The organism is Kribbella koreensis, assembly GCF_039525325.1.
In the GTDB taxonomy this organism is placed as follows: domain Bacteria; phylum Actinomycetota; class Actinomycetes; order Propionibacteriales; family Kribbellaceae; genus Kribbella; species Kribbella koreensis.
The window spans coordinates 32550-45181 of sequence record NZ_BAAAHK010000011.1 but is presented as its reverse complement, the minus strand read 5'-3'; the positions used below and the strand labels follow the sequence as shown (position 1 = coordinate 45181).

The window sequence follows — 12632 nt, the reverse complement described above, 5'->3', positions numbered from 1 at the left end:
AGCACCACGCGGATCGACCACGCCCCCATCCTCCGTTCGCATCCCGCAGTTGCATTTCTGCTCTGGTTCACACCAGCCGGGCATGATGTCCGGGTGGGTATTCGTGCGGAGCTTGTTGGTGCCGGCGGCGCAGTGGTTCGACTGCCGGATCCTGCTGGTGGCACGTTTGATGCTGCTGGGGACTTCGATGAGTTGGTGCCGGTCGATGCCACCGAGTACCCCGTACTCAGCCAGGTCGAGCCGTTCGACGACAAGAGCTTTTCGCCGGCTGAGATGGACAGACTGATCGTGGAAATCGATCGGCTGGTTGTTTCTGCCACTAGCGACCTTCAGCGCAAAGGGCTTCTGCGTCTCCGTGCGCTCGCCCTGACGTGCCGAGACAGCCCAGGGAGCACGCTCCGGTTCGTGGGCGACTAGCCGGACTTCGAGGTTAGGCGTGGGTTTGTGGTTCGGCGCATCAGGTGGGAGTTGCCGACTTCGGTGGTGAAGCCCCAGCGGTTGTAGAAGGGGACGAGGTCGGGTTGGCAGACGAGTTCGATGCTTTGTACGCCGGTGAGCCGAGGGTGCTGGATGACGGCGTCCATGAGGGCAGCGCCGAGGCCGGAGCCGCGGAAAGCGTCGGCGACGACTACGTCGAGAAGCATTGCCAGGTAGGTGTAGTCGGTGAGGACTCGGGTGAAGGCCACGAGGCGATCCGTCGGCTGATGGATCAGGGCCAGCACGAGGTCTGATTCCCGGAGCATCTGGCTGAGGTCGTCGGGAGTGCGGTCTGCTGTCCACCAGGCCGAGCCGAAGAGGTCCATCAGTTGTGGGATGCGTTCCGGCTCGACCGACCACTGAGGTACGAAGGAAGTCATTGGCTGAGGTTGTCCGTTTCGGCTGCGCCTGTACGTCGTACTGGTGACGGAAGGAGTGGAGTGTGAGGGTGATCGTGGCGGGCAAGGTGTACGTCGATCCGGAGGTGCAGGAGCGGGCCGTTGCGGCGCATCGGGTGATTGTCGAGCGGGCGCGGGAGTATCCGGGGTGTTTGGATGTGTCGATCTCGGCGGATTCGGTGGAGCCGGGGCGGGTGAATCTCTTTGAGTACTGGGAATCGCATGAGGCGCTGGATGCCTGGCGGGCGATCGCGCCGGCGGCGACGGAGCACTTCGAGCTGAAGGACGTACAGGTGCTCAAGCACGAGGTAAGTGGGACGCGTGGGCCGTTCGACTAGTCGATCGTGAGGCCGGGGCGTTCGTCGTCCCAGGCGGCGGCGGAGATTCGCCAGCCTTCGGTGGTACGGATGAATTGGATGGTCTTCCTGCCGCGACCCGTGAAGGCGACGCCGTCCTGCACACCTTCCTTGGCATAACTGCCCCACCAGTGGGCGATGTCCCCGAAGACTTCTGTACTTCCACCAAGCGCCCATTCATGGAAGCCGGTCAGCGTGCCGCCTTCGAGCAGCGCCTGCCGTGGGGCGATGAAGTCTTCGACGCCGTAGACGGCCGGCTCGCCGCCGCAGGTCCGGACGATCACGGCTTGGGGGATGAGGAGTTGCCGCAGGACACCAAGGCGTGCCCCAACGCCCTCACCAGAGGTGAAGGCCGAGAAGAACGCATCCACCATCCGCTCGAGCTCGACGTGTTCGGCAGCAGAATCGGTCACGGGACCGATCGTATGCCGGGCTATTCGCCTGCATCCCAACTTTTCTGCTGTGAGGCGTCGAGAGGGATGTGCTCAGTCGCGCTGAGATAGCCGTGAGCGAATCTCACCAGTGCCGCCGGAGAGATGTCCGGCAGTTGGTGGAAGGTACGGATGGGCAGGTCGAGGGAGTAGAACCCCGCGAGCTCTCCGGCGAGTTCGCTGACCACCACACAGCGGTAGTGCACGTCTTGGGGGTCCGAAGACCACGACGTAGTGGTCGCCGAGTCCGCTTCGGTGTTCGTCCAGCCACTCCGGACGACCGTTGGCATGGAGACCTGGTGTTCCTTCCACCCGAGCCATCAGCTTCTCAAGGTTTCGGTGGAGATCACCTTGATGGCGGTCGACATCTGGTAGCTACCCCACGGCCACGGTCCGCTGCCGGCGTACTTCGGCCAGCGTCTGATCCGTTGACCCCAACCCACTAGAAGGCTCACGGGCCCGAGCTTATTGGCCGGTGGAGCCGTCGATGGACTCTCGGAGGAGGTCTAGGTGGCCTAGGTGGCGGGCGGTTTCTTCGATCATGTGGTTGAGGGCGTAGCGGAGGTTGAAGGTCATGCCTTGGCCTTGGGCTGGGTCGTCCAGGGAGGGGGCGGCGGCTACTACGGCGCGGGAGCGGGTGCATTCGGCTTGGTAGGCGGCGACCAGGGACGCGAGGGTGTCGTCGGGGGAGAGGGTGAAGGCGCCGTGGGGGTTGTCGTCGGGCCAAGGCCATTCGATGTCCTGGGCGGCGAAGTCGATGGCGAACCAGAAGCGTTCGGTGCCGGTGAGGTGCTTCACCAGGCCGGCGGGGGTCAGGGCCGAGGCGGGGACGGAGCGGGTGGACGCCTGCTCGTCGGTGAGGCCGGCGACCTTGTTCACCACCGTGGCCCGGAGGAAGTCGAGCAAGCTGTTCAGAGTCGCGCGCTCGTCCGCCTCCTGCAGCGGGCGGGTGCGTTCGACGGGTTGCACCTGGTCGGACGTCATCCGGTCAGGTTAGGGGAGTTTGTCAGAGTCTGGTGAGAAGCGTTGGATTGTTGGGCCGTGGGGCGTATCAATGAGGGTGTGGAGAGTTACCGGAATCCGGTGCTGACGGGCGCGGTGTTCGCCCCATTGATCATTTGTGCGGCGGTTTCGCCGTTCAGGCACAGTTTTGACAATGCCAATGCGGCGTTGCTGCTGGTGCTGGTGATCGTGGCGGTGGCGTCGTTCGGGGTGCGGCCGGCTGGGGTGGTGGCGGCGGTTTCCAGTGCGGTCTGGTTCGACTTCTTTCTGACGGTGCCTTACAACCGGCTGACGATCGAGAACCAGGACGACATCGAGACGACGATCCTGCTGGTGGTGATCGGTGCGGCGGTGACCGAGATCGCGATCTGGGGCCGGCGGCAACAAGCTCGGGCCAGCCGGCAGACCGGGTATCTGGCCGGCGTCATGACCACCTCGCAGGCGATCGCGGCGGGCGGGTCGACGGCCGAGGTGATCGACCAGGTGCGGACGGAGCTCACCGCCGTACTGCGTATCGACGGTTGCCGGTTCCTTGCCGGTGGCAAGCGTGAGCATTCGCCGCAGCTGAACCCGGACGGCTCGGTCTCCCGGCGGGACCGGCTGATCAAGGTCGAGCGCGACGGGTTGCCGACCGATGCCGAGATCGAGTTGGTCGTCCAGCACGCGGGTGTCGTCCAGGGCCGGTTCCTGCTGACGGCGGCGAGCCGGATCTCGCGCCCCGACCTCGAGCAGCGGCTGGTCGCTGTCGCTCTCGCCGACCAGGTCGGCGCGGCCCTCGCATCGCAGGAGAGCACTCTGCGTAACCCATGAGATAACCCCAGAACTGGCCTGCGGGAAGAACCACATCCTGGGTGGCCACCGGTCCCGGCGTCGTACTTGCCCATACAGGTACGACGCCGCACCGCGTCCACACCCGGTACGCCGGTACGCCTGGCCAACCCACTAGCCGCGACCGGCCGCCGTACGTCACCATGCGCAGGTGAATGAGCAAGAGATGTTCCTCCGCGTCGGGGAGTGGGCCGGCCGCATCGGCTACCCGATGCCGACGATCAACTGGGTCGAAGGCGTGATCGGGGAGGACTGCATCCGGCTGCAGGAGAACAGCCATGGGGTAGCCACGCTCACAGTGCATGACCATGTGAACGAGTTCTCCACGGAGGAAGAGCAGGAGCTGGTCATCGTCCAGGGCCTCGTACAGGCGCGGCTCGGCCCGGCGCGAGGACGCAGGCGACTCAAGGTGGCTATGACGGTTCTCGGCGGCGTCGTGGGCATTGTCGCCATCCTGCTCGCCGGCCGGTTCGTCGAGAACTACTGGTTGTCGCTGCTGCTGGCATTGGCCTGCGCCTATGTGGTCATGGTGCCTGTCCAGGTGCTGATGAATTTCTTCTGGTGCCGCTGGATGAGCCGGCGGGCGGACACGGCGTTTGTCGAGGCGGTCGGGCGGGAGCGGGTGGTGGCGTGGTTGACGCTGCACGCGGCCCACCGGCCGGCGCGGTTCCGGGCCCGGATCCGGTGGGTGCTGCTCGGAGCGCCGCCGCTGGCGGCCGAGCGGTTGCGGATGCTCGGGGAGAAGGTCGTTACCGGGTGATATCGCTTGGGGAACACCTGGTTGATCCTCAGGCGTTGTTAAGGGTGGGCCCGTAGTATCCAGGTACGACCCACAGTGGGTTATCAGGAGGATGACATGCAGAGCAGTAACCCGGTCCTGAACCGGTCGAGTGCGTTTGCGCCTGGCCAAGGCCAGGCCTATCCCGGGGCAGCTCCGTACGGTCAGCCGGGTCCTTACGGTCAGCCCGGCCAGTACGGCGGACCCGGAATGCCGGGCCAGCAGTACCAAGGTGCCCCCGCCAACAGCCGTCCGATGACCTTGGACGACGTCATCGTCAAGACCAGCATCACGCTCGGCGTGGTCGTCGTCGCGGCGGCCCTGTCGTGGTGGCGCACCCCGGAGAACCTGGTCACGCCGGTGTTCGTCGCCGGTGCCCTGGTCGCCTTCGTGCTCGCGATGGTGCTGTCCTTCTCGCGCAGGATCAACCCGGTCCTGGTGATGGCGTACGCCGCCGCCGAGGGCGTGTTCCTGGGGATCTTCAGCAAGTTCATCGCCGGGTACGTCGGTAGTTCCGATGTGATCGTCCAGGCCGTCCTGGCGACCATGGTGACGTTCGCGCTGACCCTGGCGACGTACAAGTACTTCGCGATCAAGGTGACGCCGCGCTTCACCAAGATGGTCATCATCGCCACGATGGCCTTCGCCGGCGTGCTGCTGATCAACTTCGTCGCCAGCCTGCTCGGCTACCACAGCGGCATCGGCGGGTTCGGCGCGATGGGCCTGCTGTTCGCCGCGCTCGGCGCCGGCCTCGCGGTGTTCAACCTGATCCTCGACTTCGACCTGGTCGAGCGGGGCGTCGCCGCCGGAGCGCCGCAGAACGAGGCCTGGCGGGCCGCGTTCGGCCTGACCGTCACGCTGGTCTGGCTGTACATCAACCTGCTGCGGATCCTCGCCATCCTTCGCGGGAACTGACACAGCTAGCTGACCAAAACGAGGCCCGGCTCCTTCAGGTGGAGGAGCCGGGCCTTCGTCATGCCCCGCGCTAGTGCGACCAGACCTTGACCTTGGCGCCCCAGGTCTCCGAGCTCCACCAGTTGTCGGTGTACTCCGTGATGTAGATGTTCTGCAGGTTGGCCGTCGCCTGCGCCGTGTCGAACGACTTCAGCCGATCCGGGCCGCACTTGCCGTCGGTGTTGTTCACGAAGTACTTCGTCTTGTCGGTCCCCACGAGCGGATAGTCGAAGGTGACCTTGACCGCGGCGTTGCGGCGGTCGCACTTGTCGTCCCTGATCCAGCCCTGCACCCGGGCCTTGTCGCCGGAGGGCACGGTGACCTCGCCCCAGGCCGAGACGCCCTCGGCGCCGTAGGTTTCGAAATGAGTGGTCGCCGAGACCGTCGTCGGCGCCTGCGCAGTGGCAACAGCTGAGCCGCCGACGAACGCTGACGCGGTACACAGACCGGCAACCGCCAGGAGAATTCCCCGTCGAATGTTCATCTCCGCAGCCTAACTGACGCTCAGTAGTCAGTCGAGTGCGGAAAGTGAGCATCCCTCAGGAGGGGTTCCGACGGAAACAGCGAAGACCTGCCCCTCCACCTGAAAGGGCAGGTCTCCGGCGAAATTCGGTCTCCTGTTCGGCTCGTCAGCCCATTCGCCTGTGCGCTTTGGCGAGGTCGTACTCATGGACGATGGCTGTGGCGTGCCCGTGTGCGAGGGCGTACTCGCTGGAAAGCCATCTCACTCTGTCGTCGAAGCGCAGGAACGACGGTCCGTCGTTCATCAACCTGAACCACTCGGCCATCTCACGTCCAGTGCACCTGGGCACCTTCTCCACCAGACGTTGGTGCGTCTCCTCGGAGTGGTTCAAGCCCATCTTCGCCTCCCGTTTCATCCGGGGTATCGCGTAGTCATTCGACTGTGCATCAGGAAGACGTTGCGTGCAAGCCCTTCTTCATGAAAGTCAACGCTCAGCGGACGCTCTATTTCCCAACGGGTACTGCGTTCGCGGTACCGCCGGCGGCCTCTTCGACCCGCTCGACCTCGACCTTGGGATGGCGCCGGCGATGCCGCAGCTCGGCCCAGCGACCACGCGGACCGCGCTCGTGCCCGGCCACCTCAGTCGCCGCGACCTCGGTGCCGGCGGTCCGGGCAGCCTGTACTGCGGCTTCCGCGATCGGCAGCACCGCTTCGCCCCGAAACGGCTCCGGATAGACGTACGACTCCGGCCCGATCCCCATCGCGGCGGCCACCGATGGCAGCAAGGCGGCCGACGCGGCGGCGTACCCGGTGACCGACGGGTGGAAGTTGTCCGGGCCCCACATCGACGGGTTGGTGCGGAAAGCCTCGCTCAGCAAGGAGCCCATGGACACCGTGCGGCCACCAGCCTCGACCACGCTGATCGTCTGCGCGGCGGCCAGACGCTGGCTCCACGAGCGGGCGACCTGGCGCAGCGGGGGCATGATCGGCCGGACGACGCCGAGGTCCGGGCAGGTGCCCACGACGACCTCGCAGTTCGCGGCGCGCAGCCGGCGTACGGCGGAATCGAGCAGCCGGACCGATGTGGACGGAGGCACCTGCGCCTTCACGTCGTTGACCCCGATCAGGATCGCGGCCACATGTGGGCCGGCGAGCAGGGCGTTGTCGACCTGGCCGGCCAGGTCGACGGACTTGGCCCCCGTTCGCGACACGTCGACGAGCCGGACCGGGCGCTTCGCCAGCTCGGCGAGACCGCAGGCGAGCAGTACGCCGGGAGTCTCGTCGGGCGAGGAGGTGCCGTATCCGGCTGCACTGGAGTCGCCGATCATCGCGAGCGTGATCGGTCGACCTGGGTACCGACCGTACAGGCCGTCGCCCTTGGCCGGGTGAGCCTTCATCGGACCGATGACGTGCTTGGCGTACCGCGCTTCCGCGGTCAGTACGCCGTACAGCGTCGCCCCAATCAGTCCGAGTCCCCCGCCACCGAAGGCTGCGGCCTGGGCCAGTTTCTTGGCGGCCCGGGCTTTTGTCATAGGACCAGGATTACACGCTGTGACGCCGAAGCAAGTGAAATAGGGGAACGCCGCGCACGTCTCGTACAGTGAGATCGTGCGCTACTCAGAATCTCTCCTGGACCTGGTCGGCAACACGCCGCTCGTGCGGCTTTCGAAGACCACCGACGGCGCCAAGCCGCTGGTGCTCGCGAAGGTCGAGTACTTCAACCCGGGCGGGTCCGTGAAGGACCGGATCGCCAAGCGGATGATCGAGGCGGCCGAGGCCTCCGGCGAGCTCAAGCCGGGTGGAACGATCGTCGAGCCGACGTCGGGCAACACGGGCGTCGGGCTCGCGATGGTTGCCCAGGCCAAGGGCTACAAGTGCGTCTTCGTCTGCCCGGACAAGGTCAGCGAGGACAAGCGCAACGTGCTCAAGGCATACGGCGCCGAGGTGGTGGTCTGCCCGACCGCGGTCGCGCCGGAGCACCCGGACTCGTACTACAACGTCTCCGACCGGCTGGTCCGCGAGATCGAGGGCGCCTGGAAGCCGAACCAGTACGCCAACGTGAACAACCCGATCTCACACTACGAGTCGACCGGGCCGGAGCTCTGGGAGCAGACGGACGGCAAGATCACGCACTTCGTGGCGGGCGTCGGTACCGGCGGCACGATCAGCGGCACCGGGAAGTACCTCAAGGAGGTCTCCGGCGGGCGCGTGCAGATCATCGGGGCGGACCCGGAGGGTTCTGTGTACTCCGGTGGGTCCGGGCGGCCGTACCTGGTCGAGGGTGTGGGTGAGGACTTCTGGCCGGAGACCTACGACCGGGATATCTGCGACCGGATCATCGAGGTGTCGGACGCCGACTCGTTCGCGGTGACGCGGCGGCTGGCTCGCGAAGAGGCGATGCTGGTCGGTGGGTCCGCGGGGATGGCGGCTGCGGCGGCTATCCGGTTGGCCAAGGAGCTGGATGACCCGGAGGCGGTCATCGTCGTGCTGCTGCCGGATGGTGGGCGTGGGTATCTGACGAAGGTGTTCAACGACGAGTGGCTGGCGCAGTACGGATTCCTGGCGCACGAGCGGCAGGGGGCGACGCTCGGCGAGGTGCTGGCGCGCAAGGACGGGAGTCTGCCGCCGCTGGTGCACACGCACCCGCACGAGACGATCGCCGAGGCGGTCGAGATCCTGCGCGAGTACGGCGTATCGCAGATGCCGGTGGTACGGGCCGAGCCGCCGATCATGGCGGCCGAGGTGGCTGGTTCGGTGTCGGAGCGGACGCTGATGGACGCCCTGTACTCCGGGAAGGCGCGGCTCGCGGACATCGTCGAACTGCACATGGACCCGGCGCTGCCGTCGCTCGGTGCGGGCGAATCGGTCACCCGGGCGGTCGAGCTGCTCGAAGGCCGGGACGCGCTGATGGTGCTCGACGATGGCAAGCCCGTCGGCGTACTGACCCGCCAGGACCTGCTCGGTCACCTGTCCGTCAGCTGACCTCCTACCTGTCCACAACCGTGGGAACGATGGCGATCAGAACCGTGAGCAAGATACCGACCACGATCGCTGCTGACCCGAGAATCTGAAGAATTTCCATACCTCAACAGTCCTCCGGAAACCCCTCCCGGCCATCGGCCCCCGGACCGGTCTTGCAGTCCACCTGAGGTATCAGAACCCCTTGTTCTACTCATACTTCTGTTGCCCCAAGCAATAAACAGAACCGCCGACGCCGGCCGCCCCCCACGGGGACGACCGGCGTAGGCGCTTCTGGAGGTGCGTTCAAATGTCGTCGCACCCGCTAGGCGAGCTAGCGGTGGCGCTGCGTGCCACCAGCTGCTCGTAGGCGCTGGCAGGCGAGGTGCTCGCAGCGCCGGCGTACTGCTTCTGCTTGCTCCACAGCCGACGAGCCCCCCGAGGGCTCTTCGGGTGTGGGGCGGCCGCACTCGAGCGCTCGGTGGTGGGGGCGCCTGGCCGGCCACCGGGGCGTTGGGGGTGGGGTGGAAGCACGCCCGGGCTCGAGTGCGGGGCTTTGATCAGCGGTCTACGACCGTGGGGATGATGGCGATCAGGGCGGTGATCACGACACCGCCGACGATGACGACTGTGCTGAGGATCTGGAGGAGGTTCATGCTCCAAGAGTCCTCCGGAAACGACCGGAAAACGTCGGTCCAAAGACCTGTCTTCGTCTCCACCTATAGTCGTACGCCGCTCCCGGCCGTCTCCTACTCCAGTACTCCGGGACGCCCCCGAAACTCCCCTGACCGCCGCTCCGCCGGCCATTCGTAGCGACCTTGAACACCAAACGGCGACCTTGAACAAGCAATAACGTGTCCAAGCCCACCGCCAGCTGTTCAAGCCCACCGCCAGCTGTTCAAGCCCACCGCCAGCTGTTCAAGCCCACCGTTAGCTGTCCGAACCCGCCAGTGGCGTGCTAACCCGCCAGTGGCGTGCGAGCCCGCCAGTGGTGGGCTTGGACAGGAAATGGTGGGGTGCCGGGTTAGTGGGTGATTACGTAGTCGGTGGGGTTGAGGCGGCGGGTGCGGCGCCAGTAGGTGAGGGTGAAGTCGGGCCAGATGGTGGAGTTGCGGCCCTGGGCGTCGAGGTACCAGCTGGTGCAGCCGCCTTGCCAGACGCTGCCGTCCAGGTCCTGCTGGACCTCGGAGACGAAGCGGTCCTGGACGTCTTCGCGAACCTCGACGGAGGTGGCGTTGCGGCGGCGCAGGAGGTCTAGCGCCTGCATGACGTAGCGGACCTGGGCCTCGATCATGAAGACCATGGAGGAGTGGCCGAGGGCGGTGTTGGGGCCGACCAGGAGGAAGAGGTTCGGGTAGCCGGCGACCGTGATGCCGAGGTGGGCGCCGATGCCGTTCTGCTTCCAGGCGTCGGCGAGGTCGACGCCGTCGCGGCCGAGGATGCTGATCCGGGTCAGGTTGCCGGACACCTCGAAGCCGGTGCCGAACACGATCGTGTCGCACTCCCGCTCGACGCCGTCCGCGGTGACCACGCCGGTCGGCGTCACCCGGGCGATCCCGTCAGTGACGACGTCGACGTTGTCCCGAGTCAGCGCCGGGTAGTAGTCGTTCGAAATGAGGACCCGCTTGCAGCCGATCTGGTAGTCGGGCGTCAGCTTCTCCCGCAGTACCGGATCGCTGATCTGCTTGCGCAGTTGCCGCTTGGCCTGCAGCTCGAGCCCCTTCATCAGCCGAGGATTGCCCGCGAAGCCGAGCCCGCGCGCCTCCAGCCCCCAGAAGATGATGTCGCGGATCGCCCGCTGCCCGGCCGGGAACCGGGCGTGCAGCGACCGCTCCAGCGACCCGATCGCGCGGTCGGGTTTCGACGTGATCCACGGCGGCGTCCGCTGGTACAGATCCACCTGCGCCGCCTTCTCCGCAACGCGCGGCACGAACTGGATCGCCGAGGCGCCGGTCCCGATCACGGCCACCCGCTTCCCCGTCAGGTCATCCGAGTGATCCCACTGCGACGAGTGAAACGCCTTACCGGCAAAGGAATCGATCCCGGCGATCTCCGGGAACTTCGGCTTGTGCAGGTTGCCCACGCCACTCACCAATGCCTGCGCCTGCACGGTCTCGGTGCCGTTGACCGTGACGGTCCAGTGCCCGGTGGCTTCGTCGTACGCCGCTTCGGTGACGTCCGAGCCGTACCGGATCTTGTCCGCGATCCCGTACTTGTCCGCGCAGTGCTCCAGATAGGCGAGGATCTCGTCCCACGGCGCGAACATGCGAGTCCAGCGCGGATTCTGCTCGAACGAGAAGGAGTACAGGTACGACGGTACGTCGCAGGCGCAGCCCGGATAGGTGTTGTCGCGCCAGGTCCCGCCGAGGCGATCCGCCTGCTCCAGGATCACGAAGTTCTCGCATCCGGCCTGGCGAAGCTTGATGCCCATGCAAATCCCGGCGAAGCCGGACCCGATGATGGCGACCTCAACTGGTTCCATAGGAGCGTAGGTTACCCGTCAGTCAGGTCCGTGTCAGCGGAGCCGATGAAGGATCTCGCCGGCGTTCGGGATGACCAACGTGTCCGGGTCGTTCTCGTACTGCGCAAGCTCGAACCCCGCCGGATCCAGGTACCCGAGATTGGCCCTCCGGACGACCTCCTCCGGTATGCCCGTCGCCAGCGTGACGTCCACCCGGCACCGCTCCCCGTCCACCGGATCCCAGGTCCCCGCGCCCCGCAGATGAGTCGAGTGCGCGAGCACTCCCCAGTGCATCGAGCGAAACGAATCCCACTGCCCCAGGAAGTAGTCGCGGCAGTGGTACCCGATCTGCTCGATCTCCGGGTGCATCGCCGCCAACTGCGTCACGTGTGGGGCATGAAGAATCACCTCACCGCCGTCCGCCACGATCGGCTCGACCTTGTAGAAGCCCTTGGCGGCCGTCCAGATGTCCTGATAGCGCGACGGCATCAGCGAGACGACCCGGCGTACCGGCTTGTCGAGATAACGGACGTGGGTCTGCGCGGACACCGCAGCGGCGGCCTGCCAGGAGGAGGCAGTGTCGCCGAAGGCCACAGCGTGCAGACCGTTCGTCCCCGACTGCGCGACGACGCTGATCGCGAGCTTGCCGGCGGGGATGAGCGCGGCAGCCTCGTCGATCAACGCGCGCACGGGCGTGATCCCTGGCGTACCGATGATGCCGGCGCTGGTGATCAGCGCGCCGAGCCAGTGCGACAGGTCGATGACTTCCTGGCCGGCGACGCCCGGGAAGAAGTACTTGTTGCCGCCGGAGAAGCCGACCACCTCGTGCGGGAAGACCGGGCCGACGACGAGCGCGACGTCGTGCTCGACGACCGCGCGGTTGAGCCGGACCCGAACCTCCTCCTGCAGCAGGCCGCCGGAGATCTCGCCGATCCGGTCTGCGCTGATGGTGCCGAGGTCGGCGAAGGTCTCCTCCTTCCACCACTCGTGGTTCAGCACGTCGTACTCGCCGCCGAGATGGGCGCGCAACTCATCGGAGGACATCTCGGCATGGGTGCCGAGGGCAACGAGCACGGTCAGCCGGGAGACCTTGCCGGTCAGGGCGCTGTGGACAGCCCCGAGCAGGAGCGGCAACGGGCAGCTGCGGGTGGCGTCCGGAACGATGACGCAGACGCTCCGGCCGTCGAGCCCGGCGCCGGCCAGTTGCTCGTGGATGAAGGCGGTGACGTCGGCGTCGGACAGGACCTGCCCGGGTCCACCCAGCACTGCTGCGGTCTGCGCGTCGGTGACGGTCATGCCTCGAGCGTATCGGCAAGCGGTTACCCCTGTCCCGAGCGACAGGACATAGTGCTCATTCGGCGGCTTCTCGCCGTTTCCGTGAGCGTGGGAACCGATCCAACCGCGGACTATGTCCTGTCGTCCGGGACAGAGCCGCCCGTAGTCGGATGGAAACCGTTGGTAGACAGGGGATTCACGTCACCCTTTGGTAAGCGGCGAAGCGTTGACCGGGTGTGGGAGCGGGCGCA

Annotated in this window: 16 protein-coding genes; 6 read left to right on the top strand and 10 right to left on the bottom strand. The window is 66.3% G+C overall.

All coding sequences use genetic code 11. The features are described 5' to 3' along the window. Window positions 1–93 precede the first annotated feature (93 nt). On the top strand, window positions 94–417 hold the full coding sequence (locus tag ABD116_RS22155; protein ID WP_343973311.1) for a hypothetical protein: 324 nt from the start codon (window positions 94–96) through the stop codon (window positions 415–417). Here the strand turns inward: ABD116_RS22155 and ABD116_RS22150 are convergent. Continuing rightward, window positions 414–857 carry a GNAT family N-acetyltransferase gene (locus tag ABD116_RS22150; protein WP_343973308.1) on the bottom strand — a complete coding sequence of 148 codons (444 nt, stop codon included), beginning with the start codon at window positions 855–857 and terminating at the stop codon, window positions 414–416. The genes ABD116_RS22155 and ABD116_RS22150 overlap by 4 nt on opposite strands. Before the next feature lie 62 nt (window positions 858–919). Between ABD116_RS22150 and ABD116_RS22145 the strand changes: the two genes are divergently transcribed. Beyond that, window positions 920–1213, top strand: coding sequence for a putative quinol monooxygenase (locus ABD116_RS22145; RefSeq protein ID WP_343973305.1), 294 nt, complete (start codon window positions 920–922; stop codon window positions 1211–1213). On the opposite strand, the gene ABD116_RS22140 is transcribed toward ABD116_RS22145, so the two are convergent. The 4 genes from ABD116_RS22140 to ABD116_RS22125 are packed head-to-tail and all read right to left on the bottom strand — an operon-like array spanning window position 1210 to window position 2646. Next, window positions 1210–1644 carry a DUF4440 domain-containing protein gene (locus tag ABD116_RS22140; RefSeq protein WP_343973302.1) on the bottom strand — a complete coding sequence of 145 codons (435 nt, stop codon included), beginning with the start codon at window positions 1642–1644 and terminating at the stop codon, window positions 1210–1212. The two genes, ABD116_RS22145 and ABD116_RS22140, sit on opposite strands and share 4 nt — an antisense overlap. A gap of 20 nt (window positions 1645–1664) precedes the next feature. Then, window positions 1665–1952 carry a hypothetical protein gene (locus ABD116_RS22135; RefSeq protein WP_343973300.1) on the bottom strand — a complete coding sequence of 96 codons (288 nt, stop codon included), beginning with the start codon at window positions 1950–1952 and terminating at the stop codon, window positions 1665–1667. A gap of 30 nt (window positions 1953–1982) precedes the next feature. Further along, a complete protein-coding gene (locus ABD116_RS22130) occupies window positions 1983–2117 on the bottom strand; it encodes a hypothetical protein (protein WP_343973297.1) in 135 nt (44 codons plus the stop codon). A gap of 10 nt (window positions 2118–2127) precedes the next feature. Then, window positions 2128–2646: a DinB family protein gene (locus ABD116_RS22125; RefSeq protein WP_343973294.1), complete on the bottom strand. Its 519-nt coding sequence runs from the start codon at window positions 2644–2646 to the stop codon at window positions 2128–2130. Window positions 2647–2724: 78 nt separating this feature from the next. Here ABD116_RS22125 and ABD116_RS22120 point away from each other — a divergent pair, with 78 nt between their 5' ends. From ABD116_RS22120 to ABD116_RS22110, 3 genes are all read left to right on the top strand, one after another. After that, window positions 2725–3474, top strand: a complete 750-nt coding sequence (locus ABD116_RS22120; protein WP_343973291.1) for a DUF4118 domain-containing protein — start codon at window positions 2725–2727, stop codon at window positions 3472–3474. Window positions 3475–3643: 169 nt separating this feature from the next. Beyond that, window positions 3644–4252 (top strand): hypothetical protein, encoded by a 609-nt coding sequence (locus ABD116_RS22115; protein ID WP_343973287.1) that lies wholly within the window; start codon window positions 3644–3646, stop codon window positions 4250–4252. A gap of 96 nt (window positions 4253–4348) precedes the next feature. Further along, window positions 4349–5185, top strand: a complete 837-nt coding sequence (locus ABD116_RS22110) for a Bax inhibitor-1/YccA family protein (RefSeq protein WP_343973284.1) — start codon at window positions 4349–4351, stop codon at window positions 5183–5185. Window positions 5186–5255: 70 nt separating this feature from the next. Here the strand turns inward: ABD116_RS22110 and ABD116_RS22105 are convergent, their stop codons facing one another. From ABD116_RS22105 to ABD116_RS22095, 3 genes are all read right to left on the bottom strand, one after another. Beyond that, window positions 5256–5708 carry a hypothetical protein gene (locus ABD116_RS22105; RefSeq protein WP_343973282.1) on the bottom strand — a complete coding sequence of 151 codons (453 nt, stop codon included), beginning with the start codon at window positions 5706–5708 and terminating at the stop codon, window positions 5256–5258. Between the two features lie 145 nt (window positions 5709–5853). Further along, window positions 5854–6102 (bottom strand): DUF4287 domain-containing protein, encoded by a 249-nt coding sequence (locus ABD116_RS22100; RefSeq protein ID WP_328328336.1) that lies wholly within the window; start codon window positions 6100–6102, stop codon window positions 5854–5856. Between the two features lie 88 nt (window positions 6103–6190). Continuing rightward, complete coding sequence (locus ABD116_RS22095) at window positions 6191–7219, bottom strand: SGNH/GDSL hydrolase family protein (RefSeq protein ID WP_343973270.1); 1029 nt, start codon at window positions 7217–7219, stop codon at window positions 6191–6193. Between the two features lie 76 nt (window positions 7220–7295). Here ABD116_RS22095 and ABD116_RS22090 point away from each other — a divergent pair, with 76 nt between their 5' ends. After that, complete coding sequence (locus tag ABD116_RS22090) at window positions 7296–8669, top strand: cystathionine beta-synthase (RefSeq protein ID WP_343973267.1); 1374 nt, start codon at window positions 7296–7298, stop codon at window positions 8667–8669. A gap of 1000 nt (window positions 8670–9669) precedes the next feature. Here ABD116_RS22090 and ABD116_RS22085 read toward each other — a convergent pair. Next, entirely contained in the window at window positions 9670–11127 is a 1458-nt protein-coding gene (locus tag ABD116_RS22085) for a flavin-containing monooxygenase (RefSeq protein ID WP_343973264.1), read from the bottom strand. A gap of 33 nt (window positions 11128–11160) precedes the next feature. Beyond that, complete coding sequence (locus tag ABD116_RS22080) at window positions 11161–12402, bottom strand: lactate racemase domain-containing protein (protein ID WP_343973261.1); 1242 nt, start codon at window positions 12400–12402, stop codon at window positions 11161–11163. Window positions 12403–12632 lie beyond the last annotated feature (230 nt).